Origin of the sequence: Bacillus siamensis KCTC 13613 (assembly GCF_000262045.1) — a bacterium.
GTDB lineage: Bacteria > Bacillota > Bacilli > Bacillales > Bacillaceae > Bacillus > Bacillus siamensis.
In genome coordinates, this window is sequence record NZ_AJVF01000039.1 from 55097 (window position 1) to 71168 (window position 16072).

A 16072-nucleotide genomic window follows, 5' to 3' on the forward strand; every position below is an offset into this window, starting at 1 on the left:
ATAAAAGAAAATGCCAATGAAATATGGCATTTTCTTTTTATTATGATTAGTTGTTAACCGTAAGCTGTCCTTGTTCAAGGATGCTGTTTTTGACAACGGATGTTTTCTTGCCTTTGATGTTCATTAAGAAGCTTGGCGCAAAAGTTGCCTTTTTATCCTCAAAGAAGCCTCTGTTTGTCATGTAGCTTGTGATCACGACATTGTTGCCTTTGGCTTGAGGCACTGCGAAGTGAGAGTATGTGAACGTCACATCGTTAGGATCAAGACCCATTTGCAGTACAAGACCTGTTTTGTTCAGCGGCTTGTAAGGACCTGTTAAAGAGTTTGATACATAACCAAGCATGTAAATATCGTTTGAATTAATACCGTCGATTGTCATTTTTGAACCGCGTGAATCAGTGAACAAGTACCATTTGCCGTTCATTTTGAAAACGTTCGCCCGCTCGATTTCATCAGTTACCGTGTTTGAAGTGATCAGCGGCTTCATGACTTTTTTCAATGTGTAATCATTATTTAACTCTATCATACCGAGGGCGCCGTTCGCTAATTCAGCATCGCGTTTTTTAGCACTCTGCTGAAGCTTCTGGCTTTCTTTACGGAAGAAGTTCGTGCTGCCGCCGTAGTACGCTTTGTTAAATAAAGATTCTTCGCCTTGGTATCCGTTTTCTGTTCCTGTATTGGCTTCGAATACAAGGTATTTATGGCCTTTGTCTTCAACGTAGTGAGGGTCTCTCAGCGTATGGTTGTCGCCGGATGTATAGTTGCCTTCATCGATAAACTGCTGAACGTTCTGATATGTTTTTCCGTCGCCGTCAAAAATCGTTTTGTGATCTTCCACTCCGTTGATGTTGAGCGTGCTGTCGGATTTTGACACATTTACCTGCGCCGTTGTAAGACTTTGTTTACCGTAATGTTTACCGGAAAAGTCAGTGTAGAATAAACGGATTTTTCCGTCAGAAGTAAGGGTAGCAGAACCGGACCATTCTTGTGTCTGTTCTTTCAGGATTTCATCGTTGGCGTCGAACTTATCGCTGTCTTTAAAGACACGGCCCGCGTTTTTCCAGCTGTCAATCGAGTTGTCGCCGACTTTTTGATAAAACATGTAGATTGATGTGTCATCAGCGTCTTTCGGGCTTCCTGCAAGTGCAAACACGACGTGATAGCCGTTGTATTCAGCTACTGTTCCGTCAGCGTTTTGGAGCGGCCAGCTGTCCCACACATCCAGTCCTTTTGCAGATTCAATATTTTTAATCGTTGATTGATCGAATTGAGGCACTTGGTATTTTTCACTTTGCTGCTGTTTAGGGATCTGCAGCATATCATGGCGTGTGATATGAGAGACGCCGTACGTTTCTTTGTAAGGTTTTTGGGTATTTTCTTTCGCGAAGGCTTGAGTTGCTCCCCCTGCCAGAAGTGCAGTTGTAAAAGTTAGAACTGTGGCTCGTTTTGCAAATTTTTTGATGTTCATGTCCATGTCTCCTTTTGTATGTACTTTTGTTGCGATCTGCCGATTCGATCCTCCCGCATTCATGGATGGCAGGTTTGTTACAGAAAAAAAGACCTAAAATATGCAAGGGGTGACGCCAAAGAATACACTTTGCCCTTAACACATTTTAGGTCTTGCCTGCTTTATCAGTAACAATCCTGCATGATTTACTTGTCGACATCATTCTATTAGACTCTGAATCTATTGACAACTGGTCTAATTTCCTCTTTTGGAAGATAGTAAAATGAAAAAAGGCCCTTTAATATATGGGTAATTGAGACTAAGGGGTGCTCCAGGCCTAGGAAAAAACCTCTCTAAAAAAAGAGAGGTTATTTTTTCTTGATAGATAATAAAGCGATGGTGGCTAAAATCAATAAAGTACCCAGCCATTCTGATATTCCGAAGGGAACATGCAGCCAGATCACCGCTAAAAAAGCTGCCGACAGCGGCTCTGCGCAGGCGAGCAGGCTGGTTTCAGAGGCACTCAGATATTTCAGGCTTTCCAAGTAGCAATAAAAAGCGATGAGCGTTCCGAAAATGATGATAAATACAATCGCGGCATATGCGGATAATGACCATTGGCCTTCAAACTTCCAAGGCGGCCGGACTAAACTGAGAGCGGCTCCGCCGATCAGCATGCCCCATCCGACAATAATGGCGGAGCCCCATTTCTTCAAAAGCCGATGCGGCTGAAGAGTGTAAAACGCCAGCGCAAAGGCTGAGCTGATCCCCCAAAAGACGGCCAGGCCGGATATGGAGAGGCTGCCGGCATTCCCGTGCGTGACCAAAATAAATGTGCCTGCAGCCGCTAATAAGACGGCGAGCAGTTCTTTTCCTGAAGGCATTCTCTTTGCGCGGATCGCTAAAAAGCATGTAATAATCGCCGGCCCTAAATATTGGAGAACGGTAGCGGTGGCCGCATTGCCGTACTCAATTGCCGCGAAATAGGTGTATTGAACGCCTAACATTCCGAAAATCCCGAATAAAAGAAGGGGAACTATGTCCTGTCTGTCTTTCCAAACAGCCCATATGCGTCCTTTTTCTTTGCGGTACGCGATTCCGAGCAGAAGCGCCCCTGAAAGCAGCAGCCGTACAGAGGTCAGCCATTCGGTATTAAAATGGCGGTCCTGAAACAGATACTGGGCAACTGTTCCTGAGACACCCCATAAGATAGCTCCTGTAAGCACAAGCCAAATTCCTGTTGTTCGTGAATAGGAAAGAGCAGCGTGTTTTTCCAGCGCAGAACCCTCCTCGCTGTTTTGATTTACAATGAATAGAAAAAGGCGCCTTTCATGTGATATATTATATATTACATACTAAAACGCGTCAAAGCGATTTTTTGGTGAGCGCTTACAAAAAAAGCCGTAAAAAAACACCCCGGGAACCCGCCGGGGTGTTTTGGTTATTCTGCAATCGCGTCTGTTAAAACAGGAACGACTTGTTTCTTTCTGGATACAACACCTTTTAAAAGAGCCGTGTTGTTTTCTAAAGTGACGTTGAATGCTTTTTCCACTTTTGACGCCTGATCGCCGATGGCAAGCGCAAGAGAATCGTTTTCCAAAATGTCCGTAATCACGAGAAGGAACAGATCAAGGTTTTTCTCAGCAATGACTTTTGAAAGGGCCGCTTCTAATTCCGGCTGACGCTTTTTGACATCTTCAATATCAACTGTGTTGACTTGGGCGATTTCGACTTTTTTGCTGCCGAGCGTGAACTCTTTCGCATCAAGGGAAATCAGCTCTTCCACCGTTTTTTTGCTTAAGTCGGCGCCTGCTTTAAGCATGTTTAAGCCGTACTCTTCCGCATCTACGCCGGCAATTTCAGCAAGCTCTTTTGCCGCCGCGATATCCTGCTCTGTGCAAGTCGGAGATTTAAATAAAAGTGAGTCGGAAATAATCGCTGACAGCATAAGACCGGCAATTTCTTTCTCGATTTTCACGTTATTTTCTTTGTACATTTTGTTTAAGATCGTAGCCGTACAGCCGACCGGCTCTGCACGATAGTAAAGAGGCTCCGCCGTTTCGAAGTTGGCGATACGGTGATGGTCAATGACTTCAAGAACCTGAACGTCTTCAATATCCTTGATGCTTTGCTGGCGTTCATTGTGGTCAACAAGGATGACGCCGTTTACTTCGTTTGCGGCTGTTTCCACGAGACGCGGGCTTTCCTGCTTGAAATAATCAAGCGCGTATTGAGTTTCGCCGTTGACTTGTCCTAGGCGGACAGGCTCAGCATTGAAACCGAGTTTGTTTTTAAGATCAGCGTAGGCAATGGCAGAGCAAATGGTATCTGTGTCTGGGTTTTGATGTCCGAAAATAAGAATTTTTTCCATAATAACTCCTTGTCCTTTTTTGTAGTGTAAACAATCTTTTTATAGTTTAACACGTCTTGCGGAGGGTGTAATCTTCAAAACCTTAAAAATTGATGTGAAAAAGAAGCATTTTTGTTGAGAGTGGGAGCAGATTGCGAGTAAAATACTGGGTAAGTCAGATGCTAATCAGCATGTAGTATCAAAAAAGGTACTATGGAGGATGAATTATGAACATATATCCGAATAAAGAAGGTTGCCCGGTTGAGCTGACACTTTCCGTTATCGGGGGAAAGTGGAAGGGTATTTTGTTTTATCATATGATCGGCGGAAAAAAGCGGTTTAATGAGTTTCGGCGCATCTGTCCCAGCATTACGCAGCGTATGCTGACGCTTCAGCTTCGGGAGCTTGAGGCGGACGGCATCGTGCATCGTGAGGTGTATCAGCAGGTGCCTCCAAAGGTTGAGTATTCACTCACCGAATTCGGCAGGTCGCTTGAACCGATCGTGCTGCAAATGAAGAAATGGGGAGACGCCAACCGGGAATTTCTCGAAACATACCGGGAAAAAACGTCGGCTCAAGATCAGTCCGCTCAAAAATAAGAAGCAGCAAAGGATGAGAGTCCTTGCTGCTTTTTTTTATTTCATGGCAATGGCTTTTCTGGCGTTGCGGACGTCGTTTTTCAGCAATTCGCTCAAGTTATAAGCCGGATATTGACCGCGTTCTTCCATATACTCAAAGACCATTTGGTGCCACTTGATGGCCGCGTTTAAGTGCTTGACGAAGACGATTCTTAATTGAGGTGTGGCCGTTTCTGTAATGGCTCCGGCGTAATTGCGGACAGATGTTTTGGCCATGCTCAGCAGGCCGCCGCTGTAAAAGGAGGAATCAGCCCGCTCTTCTGTCTCATCTTCACGAAAGCCGGGGGCTTCAGGGAAGAAGGGAAGCAGTTCACGCAGATTTTGTTCCAGCGAATGGATGGAAAATCTATAAAGCTGTTTTAATCTGGCATCGCTTACTTCACGTTCCGTTCTTTTTAATTTCACAAGCCCGTTTGCCTGGAAAGCCACTAACTCGTGCAGTTCTAACGTTTCATGCCATGCTAATGTTCTCCGCTCAGTCATGGTGTGAGAATCTCCTTTATCCTTCATTTTCACTATCAGCATATGCCCCGGTCCCGATGTTGTTCCTGATGTTTTGAAGTTTCCAGAAAGGGAAACTCAATGTAAAGGAAATACGAAGCAGAGGTGAAACTATATGTGGGACATGATAAAGAACTTCTTCCTTTTCAGCAGCGGTGTTTTACAGGCAACCACTCTCTTACTTATCGTTATCGTCTTGTTATTTGTACGGAAAACCAAAAAGAAAAACAGAGATACTTCTGGTTTCATGGACGATCAGGATCATTGATACAACGGGCATTCTTTCACTAGGATGTCCGTTTGTCTGTTTTCATGTTTCACATGGAACATTGGAGCCGTCTGTGCTCATTTTACTTACGATTTTGACTTATGTTAGAATAAATACGTGTATTTTGGAGAGTTTATGGAAAATTCAGGTCTTGGAAGAGACATTGCGGCGTCAAAAGAGCAGTCGTCTAAGCTGCTCTTTTCTATTCGTATGTTCTGAATGATACAAGGTTTGAGGTGAGTAAGTGAAGAATACAAGGGCTCTAATAGAAGGCGCCATTTTGATCAGTATTTTTGCAATCATTTCCCTTTTGGTCGTGTACCTCCCTTTACTGGGGGCGATTCTTCTCTTTGCTTTGCCGTTGCCGATCATTCTTTATACTATTCGGCACGGTTTGAAGCCGGGGATATGGATGGGTCTTGCCAGCCTCCCTGTCAGTTTTATTGTGAGTTCGTTTGCCGGGCTTACAGGCGCGTTTACGGCGGCCTGTACGGGGATCGCTATGGGATATTACTTTAAAAAGAAACAGCCCGGTTATGCGGTTGCGGCCGGCGCTATGGCGTGTATGCTGTGCGGTGTCGTTATTTTTGTGTTCAGCATCGTGTTTCTTAATATGAACGTGGTTGATAACACTATGTCCCAGCTTCGAGAGTCGCTGTCTTTAGCAGAAACCATGTCAAAACAGCTGGGTTACGGAGATCAGTTCGGGAAGCAGACCAAGCTGATGGAAAGACAGCTGAGCACGCTTCAATATCTTTTTCCGACTGCGCTTATACTGACCAGCATTGTTTCTGCTTTCCTCAGTTATGCTATGGCAAGGCCGTTTTTAAGGAGGTTTTTCCCTGATCTTCCGAAGATGAAGCCTTTTAGAGAGCTCAGACTCCCGCAAGTCGTTGTTATTTTGTACTTTGTTGTGACGATATTAGGGTTTCTGCATTTAGAAAAAGGGCATATGATGTATTCGGTTTCATTGAATGGGGGATATATTCTCAACTTGCTGATTTGTATTCAAGGGTTAGCGTTTATTTTTTTCTATTGCCATGAGATGGAGATGCCAAAAGCGGTTCCTGTATTAGCGATTGTGCTGGGTGTGCTTTTTCCGCTCATCATGTCCGTGTATCTCCTCTTAGGCATCATTGACATAGGCTTTAACATAAGAAATAAGGTGACGCGAAATTGAGTGTGACTTACAGGTGGGGAGTTGATAGAAATGCCTAGTTTTTATGAAAAGCCGTTGTTTCGGTATCCCATCTATGCATTGATTGCATTGTCAATCATCGTAATCCTCATCAGCATTTACTTTAACTGGCTGATAGGAGCCGTCGGCGTTGTGCTGCTCGCCGTGATCTTGTTTTTCATTAAGCGTGCGGATTCTTTGATCAGAAGAGAAATTGACAATTATATCTCCACGCTATCCTATAGATTGAAAAAAGTAGGCGAAGAGGCATTAATGGAAATGCCTATCGGGATTATGCTGTTTAATGATCAATATTACATTGAGTGGGCGAATCCGTTTTTGTCTTCCTGCTTTAATGAAAGCACGCTCGTCGGGCGCTCGCTGTATGACACATGTGAGGCCGTCGTGCCGCTGATCAAGCAGGAGGTCGATTCGGAAACGATCACCTTGAATGAGCGGAAGTTTAAAGTGGTGATTAAAAGAGATGAGCGCCTGCTTTATTTCTTTGATGTGACGGAACAGATTCAGATTGAAAAGCAGTACGAAAATGAGAGAACCGTGCTGGCATATGTCTTTTTAGATAACTACGATGATGTCACACAGGGGCTGGATGACCAGACGAGAAGCACGATGAACAGCCAGGTCACCTCATTATTAAATGCGTGGGCGCAAGAGTACGGCATTTTCCTGAAGCGGACGTCCTCGGAACGGTTTATCGCGGTGTTAAATGAACACATATTAACGGAGCTTGAAAACGCGAAATTTTCGATTTTGGATGAAATCCGTGAAAAAACATCTGTTCATACGGTATCTTTGACCCTCAGCATCGGGATCGGCGCATCGGTTTCTTCCTTGAAGGAGCTTGGAGATCTGGCGCAGTCTAGCCTCGATTTGGCCCTCGGCCGCGGAGGCGACCAAGTGGCGATCAAAATGCCGAACGGCAAGGTGAAATTTTACGGCGGCAAAACGAATCCGATGGAGAAGCGAACAAGGGTGCGCGCCCGGGTGATTTCCCACGCGCTCAAGGAAATTGTCTCAGAAAGCAGCAATGTCATTATTATGGGTCATAAATTTCCTGATATGGACGCAGTCGGAGCCGCAATCGGAATATTAAAGGTGGCGCAGGCCAACGGCAAGGAAGGCTACATCGTCATTGATCCGAATCAGATCGGATCAAGTGTTCAGCGCCTGATTGAAGAAATTAAAAAATACGAAGAGCTGTGGTCGCGGTTTATCACGCCGGAAGAGGCGATGGAAATTTCAAATGATGACACGCTGCTTGTCGTCGTGGATACACATAAACCGTCCTTTGTGATGGAAGAGCGTCTCGTGAACAAAATCGAGCACATCGTTGTGATTGACCACCACCGAAGAGGCGAGGAATTTATTAAAGACCCGCTGCTCGTTTATATGGAGCCATACGCTTCATCCACCGCAGAACTCGTGACGGAGCTGCTTGAGTACCAGCCGAAGCGGCTCAAAATCAATATGATTGAAGCGACGGCCCTGTTAGCTGGTATAATAGTGGATACGAAGAGCTTTTCCCTTCGCACGGGCTCGCGGACGTTCGACGCCGCTTCTTATTTGAGAGCGAAAGGCGCAGACACGGTTCTGGTGCAGAAAGTCCTCAAAGAATCAGTCGGTTCTTATATCAAGCGGGCGAAGCTGATCCAGCATACAACTCTTTATAAAGAAAATATCGCGATTGCTTCTCTTCCTGAAAATGAAGAGGAGTACTTTGACCAGGTGCTGATTGCGCAGGCTGCTGATTCCCTCTTGTCGATGAGTGAAGTGGAAGCTTCATTTGCCGTAGCCAGACGGGATGAGCATACGGTGTGCATCAGTGCGAGATCGCTTGGCGAGGTCAATGTGCAGATTATTATGGAGGCGCTGGACGGCGGAGGGCATTTAACCAATGCGGCAACCCAGTTATCAGGCATTTCTGTTTCAGAAGCGCTTGTCCGGCTGAAGGAAGCCATTGATGAATATTTTGAGGGAGGCGTTCAGAGATGAAGGTTATTTTCTTACAAGATGTAAAAGGTAAAGGGAAAAAAGGCGAAATGAAAAACGTAGCAGACGGTTATGCACATAACTTTCTCATTAAAAAAGGCCTCGCTGTCGAAGCAAATGCGACAAACATCAGCGCATTGAAAGGACAGAAAGAAAAAGAGAAAAAAGAAGCGATTGCAGAGCTTGAAAGAGCGAAAGATTTAAAAGAAACGCTTGAACAGCTGACTGTTGAGCTGAGTGCCAAATCCGGTGAAGGCGGCCGCCTGTTCGGATCTGTCACAAGCAAGCAGATTGCAGAAGCGCTGCAAAAGTCGCACAAGATTAAAGTGGATAAGCGGAAACTGGAGCTCCAAGACGGTATCCGCACACTGGGATATACAAACGTTCCTGTAAAGCTGCATCCTGATGTTCAGGCTGTGCTGAAGGTTCACGTAAAAGAAGAAGCGTAATATATAATAATAGAAAAACCCGCCGATCCGGCGGGTTTTTTTATGTCAGCAGCGTAAGAAAATGATGAGAATGTTTCATGTCCGATGCTTATCAGATTGCATATGATATTACAACATAACGAAGGATGTGTCGGTATGATGCGATTTTTTTCTGAAACATATTTTAATGATCCGGAAAATAAAAAGACGCTGGAACACTATCCGCTGATCGGGAACGGAAAAGACGGGGAAGTCTATCGCTTAACACACAACAAATGCTTAAAGTATTTCTTTGAAATAGAGACATGCGAGAAGGAATTGGCAGCTTTGCAAATCGGACAAGGTTCCCCAGTGATTCCAAAACTGTATGAATACGGAGATCGTTATATTGTGATGGAATATGTTCAAGGCACCTCCCTTGCCCGCCATATTAAAACAGAAAAATCCATTTCCGAAAAACTGGCGGCTGATATTTTAAATATGCTGGATGAATTAAAGAAAATCGGTTTTACCAGATGGGACGCCGAAATCAGGCACATTCTAATCAACGAACACGGTAATCTTAAAGTCATCGATCATAAAAGAGCCTTTTCCGCAATTGCCCGCTTTCCTGTAAAACTATTAAAAGGATTGAACCAATACGGCCTGGCGGATGAGTTTTTGGACACCATAAAAAAATTAAATCCGTCACGTTACCTGGAATGGCAGCTGCACATGTAAGTTTCTGAAAATCCGCACATGTAAGTTTCCTTTTTTTAGGGTCGTCATATGATACTTGTAACAATTGTTTGGTGGAGTGTGGAAAAAATGGAAGAATACATTATGGTTATCGGCGCTCATCCTGATGATGAACTATTGGGATCAGCGGGCACCATAAAACGGCTGATCAATGAAGGATATAAAGTAATTTCCGTTATTACGGCATTAGGAAGAAAAGAAGAAGCTCATCATATTAAACAATTAGGCGAACGTGCGAATCAAGAGCTTGGAATTGAGAAAGTCATCTTTTTGGAGCATACGAATTTAGAATTGGAATGTATCCCTCTTCATAAGCTTGTCAAAGAATTAGAACAGCTCATTCGCGTCTATCAGCCTGATAAAATCTTTACTCATCATTACGGCGATATCAATATGGACCATCAGAAAACATTCCAAGCAGTTTTAACAGCCGCCAGACCTCTTCCGGATCAAAAGCCGATTGAACTGCTTACGTTTGAAACGCTGTCTTCAAGCGAGTGGGAGAGGAATACGGCTGATAAACTCTTCAAGCCCAATTACTTCGTCAATATCACAGACACGATGGATGCCAAACTCGCGGCGCTTCACCACTACGACGTAGAAATGAGGGATTACCCTCATCCCCGTTCATATGAAGGCGTTAAACATTTAGGAAGAGTCAGAGGGATGACAGCGGGTGTGGAATACGCCGAAGCATTTGAAGTGGTGCGGAGGATCTGGAAATGAACAAGACATTTTCCGTCCCCTATCCGTATATGGTCCAGACGCTTGACCGCTACTACGGGGTCAAAACGCGCCCGCAAAAAAAGAAAGCCATAAAGACACAGATGAAACATGCAGATCAAATTCCGCCGGTATACAGGAAAAAGAAGAAGTTATCCATTTTGATTGCCACGTTTTGGGACTACCCGCACACGGGCGGTTTATCAAACTATATTAAAACGCTTAGTGAAGGCCTGAAAAAGAGAGGCCATAAGGTGGATGTCATATCCCCTAATCTGTTTCCTTCCGACAAAGTAAAAGAACTGCGGGATGCTGTTGTTCCGAAATTAAAAGATTTCTTTAAAGACAGATACGGGGATTATAACGATCATATTTTGAGAAATAATCGGCTGATGTTTGTATACGAGCAAATGCTTCAAAAGATTCCTTTGGAAAGATATGATGTGTTCCACGCTCAAGATTTATTTACAGCCAATATGTTAGGCAGGTTCAATCAAATCTATAAGAAACCTTTATTTTTTACACCGCATGGCATGTTTACTTTCAACAGACTTAAATTTCACATATTTAAAAAAGGCTCGGTAGAAGAGATTTATTATAAAACATTAGAGATGAAAGCCATTGAATACGCAGACCGCCTGATTATTATCAGCGATACGTTCCGCAGGCCGCTCATGAAGCTCGGGGCCGAACAGAAAGACATGACAACGGTGGTCACGGGAATTGATTACGATACAAAAACAGGCTGGAAAAAGAAAATCCCGTTACCGAAAAATAAGATTATCATCTCGTGTATTGCAAGATTAGGCCCGAGAAAGGGACATAAGTATTTGCTGGAGGCACTCTCGCGAATTCCGTCTGATGTACTTGATGATGTGGAAGTGCTGATCGCAGGAGACGGAGAGACAAGGAGAGCCCTGGAGGAACAGGCTCGAAAACTGAAACTATCAATGGTCTCCTTTTTAGGAAAAAGAGACGATGTTCCCGCTATTTTGAATATGACGGACATATTCGTACTGCCGACCATTAATGATAGTCTGCCCATTTCGATTATTGAAGCGATGTTCAGCAGTACGGCTATCATCGCGACCGATTGCGGGGGCATCCCGGATCTCATCCGCCATAACAAAACAGGGCTGATTGTCGAGCCGGGAAATGCAGAGGCGCTAGCCCGGGCTTTAACGTTTTTTATCTCTAACAAATCTGCGCGGAAAAAAGCTGCTTTAAATGCAAAGGCCTACGCAGAGAAGCATTTAAGCAGCGAGACGATGATAAGAAATATTGAATCCATTTATCAAAATACCATCAAGCTCGGAGGGAGATTATGAAACACGAACATGCGGCCGTTGTACTTGATTTCAGTGCAAACGGGATCGGGATGATTCAAAGCCTGGCCCGAAGAGGAATAGATATTTACGCGTTTGACACGGAGGAACCTTATCGTATCGGAAAATCAAGATTGGCAGATTGCGGGGTCTGTCCCAGCCCTTTAACACAAGAGAAAGAACTGCTGACATTTCTGACTGATTTCGGGAAGCGATTTCAAGCAAAACCGGTTCTGTACGCAGGATCTGATGATTATGCGGGATTCATATCCAAATTCCGCGACACATTAGCCGGTTTTTTTTTATTTTTGCTCCCGAGCCGCTCTCTGTTAGAGACGGTTTTAGATAAAAGCAAAGCATATGAATTAGCGATGAAGCACAACATTCCCTGCCCGAAAACCTTTTTTCCGAACAATCAGGATGAACTGGAAGAGGCCATCGCCAATATTGACTTCCCGTGTATTTTAAAACCGGTGGCCGGCCATGAATACAGAAAAAAAGTAAACAAAAAAGCAATAGTGATGAAGGATGCCGCACAATTGCGCAGGGAGTTCAGCTCCTACAGAAAAAATGGAGAACTGCTCGTGCAGGAGATCATTCCCGGAGACAATCAATGTTTTTATAAAGTGGCGACTTTTTATGATGACCAAATGAAATTAATGGGCTTGTTTTCTCTGCAAAAAAACCATCAATTTCCCGCTGATTTTGGCGCTGGGGCTCATGTCGTGAGCAAACGGGTTCCTGAATTAATTGAGAAGACCCTGCCGTTTTTTGAAGCGATTCAGCTCAAAGGAGTAGGCATGGCGGAATTTAAAAAGGATCCGCGGGACAATGTTTACAAGTTTATAGAAATAAATCCGCGCTTTTGGCTCAGCCATAGCCTGACGGAATCTGCAGGCGTTCATTTCGTTTACATGTACTATCTGTATTTGACCGGACAAAATGTAAAGCCTCAGCTCGAACAAAAAGAAGGAATCAGTTGGATTTATGAGGTGCGTTACTTCTTAACGTTTTTGAAGAAACGAAAAAGAGGAGAAATGACATTACGGCATTTTTGGAGAGGATTTAAAGGAAAAAAAGAATATGCCCTTTTTGCTTGGAATGACCCGATGCCGTTTATCAGAAACACTTGGTCCCATCTCAAAAACAGCTGGAAACGGAAGCGGAAGGAAGATCGGCATGTATGAAAAGGATCGTTTGTATGCTGCGTTTCAGAAACTGAGAATTGACGAAAAACTATCGTATTCACTTGGCGAAAAGGCGGCTGTGAATCCGGACGGCATCACATGTCTGAAATCAACGGACAGAAGCGCCATTTATAAACTCCTTGTGAAAAAGAAATCCGGGACCGTACCGCTGATTTTGAAGGTGTATAAATCTTCCCGTGAAAAAAACGCGGTCGAGATTAATATATACAGTAAAGCCCGTTCTGTCTTAGGGGATTTGCTGCCGGAAATCTATCTTATCGAAGAAAGCAATCATGAAACATGGATATTTATGGAGTTTGTCAGCCAGATCAGGGGACAGCTTACATTTCATCCTCAGCATTTCAAATATATTATTCCGTCTGTCGCAGAACTGCACAGCCGCACCTTTGAAAACAAGAAAATTTCTGACGGAAAATGGCGGTCATGGCTCCCGGTATATGAATCGGAAACGATGAGGAAGGGGCGTAAAAAGCAGATCAAAAAGACAGCGGAATTATTGGATAGGGCCCTTAAAGATGAACGTACAAAAGATATCGTCAAGCCTCATTATCGGCAGATCTCTCACTTGCTGGAGCAAAAAGGACCGGATTTTTTCCCTGAATTGATACAAAACGGCTCGGCCATTACACATGGCGACCTTCATATGCAGAATATCTGCACCCATGACGCGTCCGGCCATGAACCGTGGGACATTCAATTCATCGATTGGGAATCAGCAAAATACGCGCCGGTTTGGTTCGATATGACGGTTCTGGTTGAGATTCTGCTCGGCTTCAGAAAAGATTGGAGCCGCCACGCAGAAGACATTCGGACGTTTTGTGTAAAAGTGTATGCGAAAGAAATGAAAAAGCGGGGCATTCATTTTGAGACGCCCCCTATGACGCTTTATAAAATGGCTTATGTGCAGAGAACCCTTGAGAAAGGGCTTCATACCCAATTGCGGAGAATATTCGACAATCGGGGAGGAGAGCTGCTGCCCTATCATGCAGACAAAGTGTCACAATGGGGACTGGAATTAGGTTTATAGGTTTGAGAGAGGGGGAGCGGGTTTGAGAGAAGAGATCGGGAGGCCGTGCAGTCTGGTGCCTCCTGCCTTATTGCGCGTCATGGATCAATTTTATGGCATCGGCCATCAAGATGAACAAGAGCTGCATTCATTTTGTGCGGAAAGAAAAAGCTCCCCCAAACGAAAAAGGCTGTTGCGTATTTTGTACGCAACTTTTCTCAAGTACCCGAATGTCGGAGGATTGGCGAGCTATATCACGTCAGTTAAGACAGGTTTTGAGCGCGCCGGTCATCAGGCGGATGTCATCTCGCCCCTTCAAATGCCGCCATCGTTTTTTCAGGAAGATATTCCGCGTGCGGCTGATGCAGTCAGAGTGTTTCTTCTTGGCAGATACGGCGCCGCAAACGAAAAACTCGTCAAAAATCTCAGCTATTTACATGTATTTCAACGATTTTTGATGGAAAAGGATTTAGAGCAATACGATCTGTTTCATGCGCAGGATTTGTTTGCGGTATTTTTGCTGGGACATCTTAATCAAACGGTTCGGCGTCCTCTTTTCTTCACGCCGCATGGACATTTTACGAAAAGCCGGATGAAGTTTCATAAAATCCAAAAGGGCTCAATTGAAGAGGCATACTTCTCTGAGATAGAAAGACAGGGCATTCGGGCTTCGGATAAAATCATTACCATCAGCGACTCCTTTCATGCGCCTCTTCTGGAGTACGGTGCAAAAGAAACACAGCTGACGACTGTTTATACCGGCATTGACATCCGGGATGCACCCGAGCCAAAACGTGCTGAGAAGCTCGTGATTGCGTGTGTTTCCCGCCTGACAGAACGAAAAGGACATGACGTGCTGCTGGACGCTCTCGCACAAATCCGGCAGCACTTATCCGGAGTTGAAATATGGATAATCGGAGACGGGAACATGCGGGGTTTTCTTGAAGAGAAGAGACGGAAACTGGGTCTTTCAAATGTGTTTTTCTTCGGAAAACGGCGTGATGTGCCGGCGCTTTTGGCTGAATCGTCTATTTTTGTTCTGCCTACATTGAATGATAATTTTCCCATAGCGATCATCGAGGCGATGTTCTCAGGTCAGGCCATTGTCGCAACTGACTGCGGGGGGATCCCTGAGATGATCCGGCATGAGATAACAGGCCTTATCTGTCAGCCCGGCAGCATACGGGAGCTTGCCGATGCCCTCTTAAGACTGATTACGGATCAAGCTCTCAGAGAACAGTTTGGAAAAGCAGCAAAGACCTATGCCGGCCAGCATCTGCGTCAGGAGAACATGGTTTCACAAATAGACAGTATTTATCAAACATTTTTTTTAAATGAGTGATTAAGAGCAAAGCAAAGAGACTGGGTTTTGATCTCGTCTCGTCCGGCCGCCATTCCTTATTTACCTATAAGAAAAAGAGGCGGAAAGCCATTGCTTCCGCCTCCCGCACATATATATGAGGGAACAGCCTTTATTTTTGATCGTTCTCTTTTTGGACTTCAGCTAATTTGGCAAGCAGAATGTGCTGAGGCATGTGCATGATTCTTTCAAGCGGCATATTCAGTGATTCTGCAAGCTTTTGCGCCGTTTCAGCGGAAATTTGCAGCGGTTTCATGTGATCACTCCTTCCGTTTCTTTATTGTACTAAAATCAAAATTCTATCGTAAGAGGATATGACAAAGAAATGGAGGTTTGATAAGCCTGGCTTTATAACAGAATGGGGGAGGTTTTTTATGCAATCGCCATTGATGTTATTACAGCTGAAGCTGGCTGATTATCAGAAAAAGGCCGCAGAACTGCGGACAATTGACGAATTTATCATACTTAAACAGACATTGCAGGAAATGATGAAAGTATTTGCCGCCTGTGAAGAATGGGATCTGTATCAAAAAACGGCTGATCTCATGGCGCAGACAGTGCTGCAGATCCGCTTCATCGAATAAGAAAAGCCCTCGCGCGGGCGAAGGCTTTTCTTAAAAGGAACGTTCCTCTTCAATGTTTTTATGCTGATCATAAATGACAAGCTTAGCCGGGCTGTTCTCTTTCGCCATCTGCTCCGCTTTTTCGATTGCCGCGTCCTTTGATGTACAAAGAGCCGTCGGCGCCACATTTTCTGCCTTCACAAACCATCCGTCTGCATCAATACTTGGCGTTACTGCATATGTCTTCATCCTTCTTCCCTCCTGGGTTTGGTTTGTTTATTTGTTTCCCGGCATTCGGAACGGCAAAACACATAACCCTCTCCTGACAAA

Annotated in this window: 18 protein-coding genes; 12 read left to right on the forward strand and 6 right to left on the reverse strand. The window is 44.5% G+C overall.

The genetic code is table 11. The annotated features are described in order from the left end of the window. Positions 1–46 precede the first annotated feature (46 nt). The 3 genes from Y79_RS0108885 to Y79_RS0108895 form a co-directional block, all read right to left on the reverse strand. Complete coding sequence (locus Y79_RS0108885; RefSeq protein WP_016937352.1) at positions 47–1468, reverse strand: glycoside hydrolase family 68 protein; 1422 nt, start codon at positions 1466–1468, stop codon at positions 47–49. A 347-nt stretch (positions 1469–1815) separates the two neighbouring features. Then, complete coding sequence (locus tag Y79_RS0108890) at positions 1816–2724, reverse strand: DMT family transporter (protein WP_265586274.1); 909 nt, start codon at positions 2722–2724, stop codon at positions 1816–1818. 164 nt (positions 2725–2888) lie between these two features. Beyond that, the gene (locus tag Y79_RS0108895) at positions 2889–3818 is read right to left on the reverse strand and encodes a manganese-dependent inorganic pyrophosphatase (protein ID WP_004393053.1); all 930 of its coding nucleotides are present in this window, start codon (positions 3816–3818) and stop codon (positions 2889–2891) included. 206 nt (positions 3819–4024) lie between these two features. On the opposite strand from Y79_RS0108895, the gene Y79_RS0108900 reads away from it, so the two are divergent. After that, on the forward strand, positions 4025–4396 hold the full coding sequence (locus Y79_RS0108900) for a winged helix-turn-helix transcriptional regulator (RefSeq protein ID WP_016937354.1): 372 nt from the start codon (positions 4025–4027) through the stop codon (positions 4394–4396). A gap of 36 nt (positions 4397–4432) precedes the next feature. On the opposite strand, the gene Y79_RS0108905 is transcribed toward Y79_RS0108900, so the two are convergent. Continuing rightward, on the reverse strand, positions 4433–4918 hold the full coding sequence (locus tag Y79_RS0108905) for a spore coat protein (RefSeq protein WP_016937355.1): 486 nt from the start codon (positions 4916–4918) through the stop codon (positions 4433–4435). A gap of 133 nt (positions 4919–5051) precedes the next feature. Here Y79_RS0108905 and Y79_RS1000000121240 point away from each other — a divergent pair, with 133 nt between their 5' ends. The 10 genes from Y79_RS1000000121240 (at position 5052) to Y79_RS0108955 (ending at position 15161) form a co-directional block, all read left to right on the forward strand. Continuing rightward, positions 5052–5204 (forward strand): hypothetical protein, encoded by a 153-nt coding sequence (locus Y79_RS1000000121240; protein WP_016937356.1) that lies wholly within the window; start codon positions 5052–5054, stop codon positions 5202–5204. A gap of 244 nt (positions 5205–5448) precedes the next feature. Then, entirely contained in the window at positions 5449–6384 is a 936-nt protein-coding gene (locus tag Y79_RS0108915) for a YybS family protein (protein ID WP_029575278.1), read from the forward strand. A 30-nt stretch (positions 6385–6414) separates the two neighbouring features. Then, positions 6415–8394: a DHH family phosphoesterase gene (locus Y79_RS0108920; protein ID WP_016937358.1), complete on the forward strand. Its 1980-nt coding sequence runs from the start codon at positions 6415–6417 to the stop codon at positions 8392–8394. Next, on the forward strand, positions 8391–8840 hold the full coding sequence (gene rplI / locus Y79_RS0108925) for a 50S ribosomal protein L9 (protein ID WP_016937359.1): 450 nt from the start codon (positions 8391–8393) through the stop codon (positions 8838–8840). Before Y79_RS0108920 ends, rplI begins: the two co-directional genes overlap by 4 nt. Before the next feature lie 135 nt (positions 8841–8975). Beyond that, on the forward strand, positions 8976–9539 hold the full coding sequence (locus tag Y79_RS0108930) for a protein kinase family protein (RefSeq protein ID WP_029575279.1): 564 nt from the start codon (positions 8976–8978) through the stop codon (positions 9537–9539). A gap of 87 nt (positions 9540–9626) precedes the next feature. Next, the gene (locus tag Y79_RS0108935) at positions 9627–10283 is read left to right on the forward strand and encodes a PIG-L deacetylase family protein (RefSeq protein WP_016937360.1); all 657 of its coding nucleotides are present in this window, start codon (positions 9627–9629) and stop codon (positions 10281–10283) included. Further along, the gene (locus tag Y79_RS0108940; RefSeq protein WP_016937361.1) at positions 10280–11608 is read left to right on the forward strand and encodes a glycosyltransferase family 4 protein; all 1329 of its coding nucleotides are present in this window, start codon (positions 10280–10282) and stop codon (positions 11606–11608) included. Before Y79_RS0108935 ends, Y79_RS0108940 begins: the two co-directional genes overlap by 4 nt. Then, positions 11605–12792 (forward strand): carboxylate--amine ligase, encoded by a 1188-nt coding sequence (locus Y79_RS0108945; protein WP_016937362.1) that lies wholly within the window; start codon positions 11605–11607, stop codon positions 12790–12792. Before Y79_RS0108940 ends, Y79_RS0108945 begins: the two co-directional genes overlap by 4 nt. After that, positions 12785–13840, forward strand: coding sequence for a phosphotransferase (locus Y79_RS0108950; protein ID WP_016937363.1), 1056 nt, complete (start codon positions 12785–12787; stop codon positions 13838–13840). Before Y79_RS0108945 ends, Y79_RS0108950 begins: the two co-directional genes overlap by 8 nt. Positions 13841–13862: 22 nt before the next feature. Then, positions 13863–15161: a glycosyltransferase family 4 protein gene (locus tag Y79_RS0108955; protein ID WP_016937364.1), complete on the forward strand. Its 1299-nt coding sequence runs from the start codon at positions 13863–13865 to the stop codon at positions 15159–15161. Positions 15162–15291: 130 nt separating this feature from the next. Here the strand turns inward: Y79_RS0108955 and Y79_RS1000000120800 are convergent, their stop codons facing one another. Next, complete coding sequence (locus Y79_RS1000000120800) at positions 15292–15435, reverse strand: YycC family protein (protein ID WP_016937365.1); 144 nt, start codon at positions 15433–15435, stop codon at positions 15292–15294. A gap of 118 nt (positions 15436–15553) precedes the next feature. Here Y79_RS1000000120800 and Y79_RS0108965 point away from each other — a divergent pair, with 118 nt between their 5' ends. Then, complete coding sequence (locus tag Y79_RS0108965; protein ID WP_016937366.1) at positions 15554–15763, forward strand: hypothetical protein; 210 nt, start codon at positions 15554–15556, stop codon at positions 15761–15763. Between the two features lie 30 nt (positions 15764–15793). Here Y79_RS0108965 and Y79_RS0108970 read toward each other — a convergent pair whose 3' ends face one another. Beyond that, on the reverse strand, positions 15794–15991 hold the full coding sequence (locus Y79_RS0108970) for a DUF2188 domain-containing protein (protein WP_016937367.1): 198 nt from the start codon (positions 15989–15991) through the stop codon (positions 15794–15796). Positions 15992–16072 lie beyond the last annotated feature (81 nt).

Excerpts from the sequence above, each read along its gene's own strand:
- Y79_RS0108885 (WP_016937352.1), bottom strand. The coding sequence starts at position 1,468 with ATGAACATCAAAAAATTTGCAAAACGAGCCACAGTTCTAACTTTTACA.
- Y79_RS0108895 (WP_004393053.1), bottom strand. The coding sequence starts at position 3,818 with ATGGAAAAAATTCTTATTTTCGGACATCAAAACCCAGACACAGATACC.
- Y79_RS0108900 (WP_016937354.1), top strand. The coding sequence starts at position 4,025 with ATGAACATATATCCGAATAAAGAAGGTTGCCCGGTTGAGCTGACACTT.
- Y79_RS0108905 (WP_016937355.1), bottom strand. The coding sequence starts at position 4,918 with ATGACTGAGCGGAGAACATTAGCATGGCATGAAACGTTAGAACTGCAC.
- Y79_RS1000000121240 (WP_016937356.1), top strand. The coding sequence starts at position 5,052 with ATGTGGGACATGATAAAGAACTTCTTCCTTTTCAGCAGCGGTGTTTTA.
- Y79_RS0108920 (WP_016937358.1), top strand. The coding sequence starts at position 6,415 with ATGCCTAGTTTTTATGAAAAGCCGTTGTTTCGGTATCCCATCTATGCA.
- rplI (WP_016937359.1), top strand. The coding sequence starts at position 8,391 with ATGAAGGTTATTTTCTTACAAGATGTAAAAGGTAAAGGGAAAAAAGGC.
- Y79_RS0108930 (WP_029575279.1), top strand. The coding sequence starts at position 8,976 with ATGATGCGATTTTTTTCTGAAACATATTTTAATGATCCGGAAAATAAA.
- Y79_RS0108935 (WP_016937360.1), top strand. The coding sequence starts at position 9,627 with ATGGAAGAATACATTATGGTTATCGGCGCTCATCCTGATGATGAACTA.
- Y79_RS0108940 (WP_016937361.1), top strand. The coding sequence starts at position 10,280 with ATGAACAAGACATTTTCCGTCCCCTATCCGTATATGGTCCAGACGCTT.
- Y79_RS0108945 (WP_016937362.1), top strand. The coding sequence starts at position 11,605 with ATGAAACACGAACATGCGGCCGTTGTACTTGATTTCAGTGCAAACGGG.
- Y79_RS0108950 (WP_016937363.1), top strand. The coding sequence starts at position 12,785 with ATGTATGAAAAGGATCGTTTGTATGCTGCGTTTCAGAAACTGAGAATT.
- Y79_RS1000000120800 (WP_016937365.1), bottom strand. The coding sequence starts at position 15,435 with ATGAAACCGCTGCAAATTTCCGCTGAAACGGCGCAAAAGCTTGCAGAA.
- Y79_RS0108965 (WP_016937366.1), top strand. The coding sequence starts at position 15,554 with ATGCAATCGCCATTGATGTTATTACAGCTGAAGCTGGCTGATTATCAG.
- Y79_RS0108970 (WP_016937367.1), bottom strand. The coding sequence starts at position 15,991 with ATGAAGACATATGCAGTAACGCCAAGTATTGATGCAGACGGATGGTTT.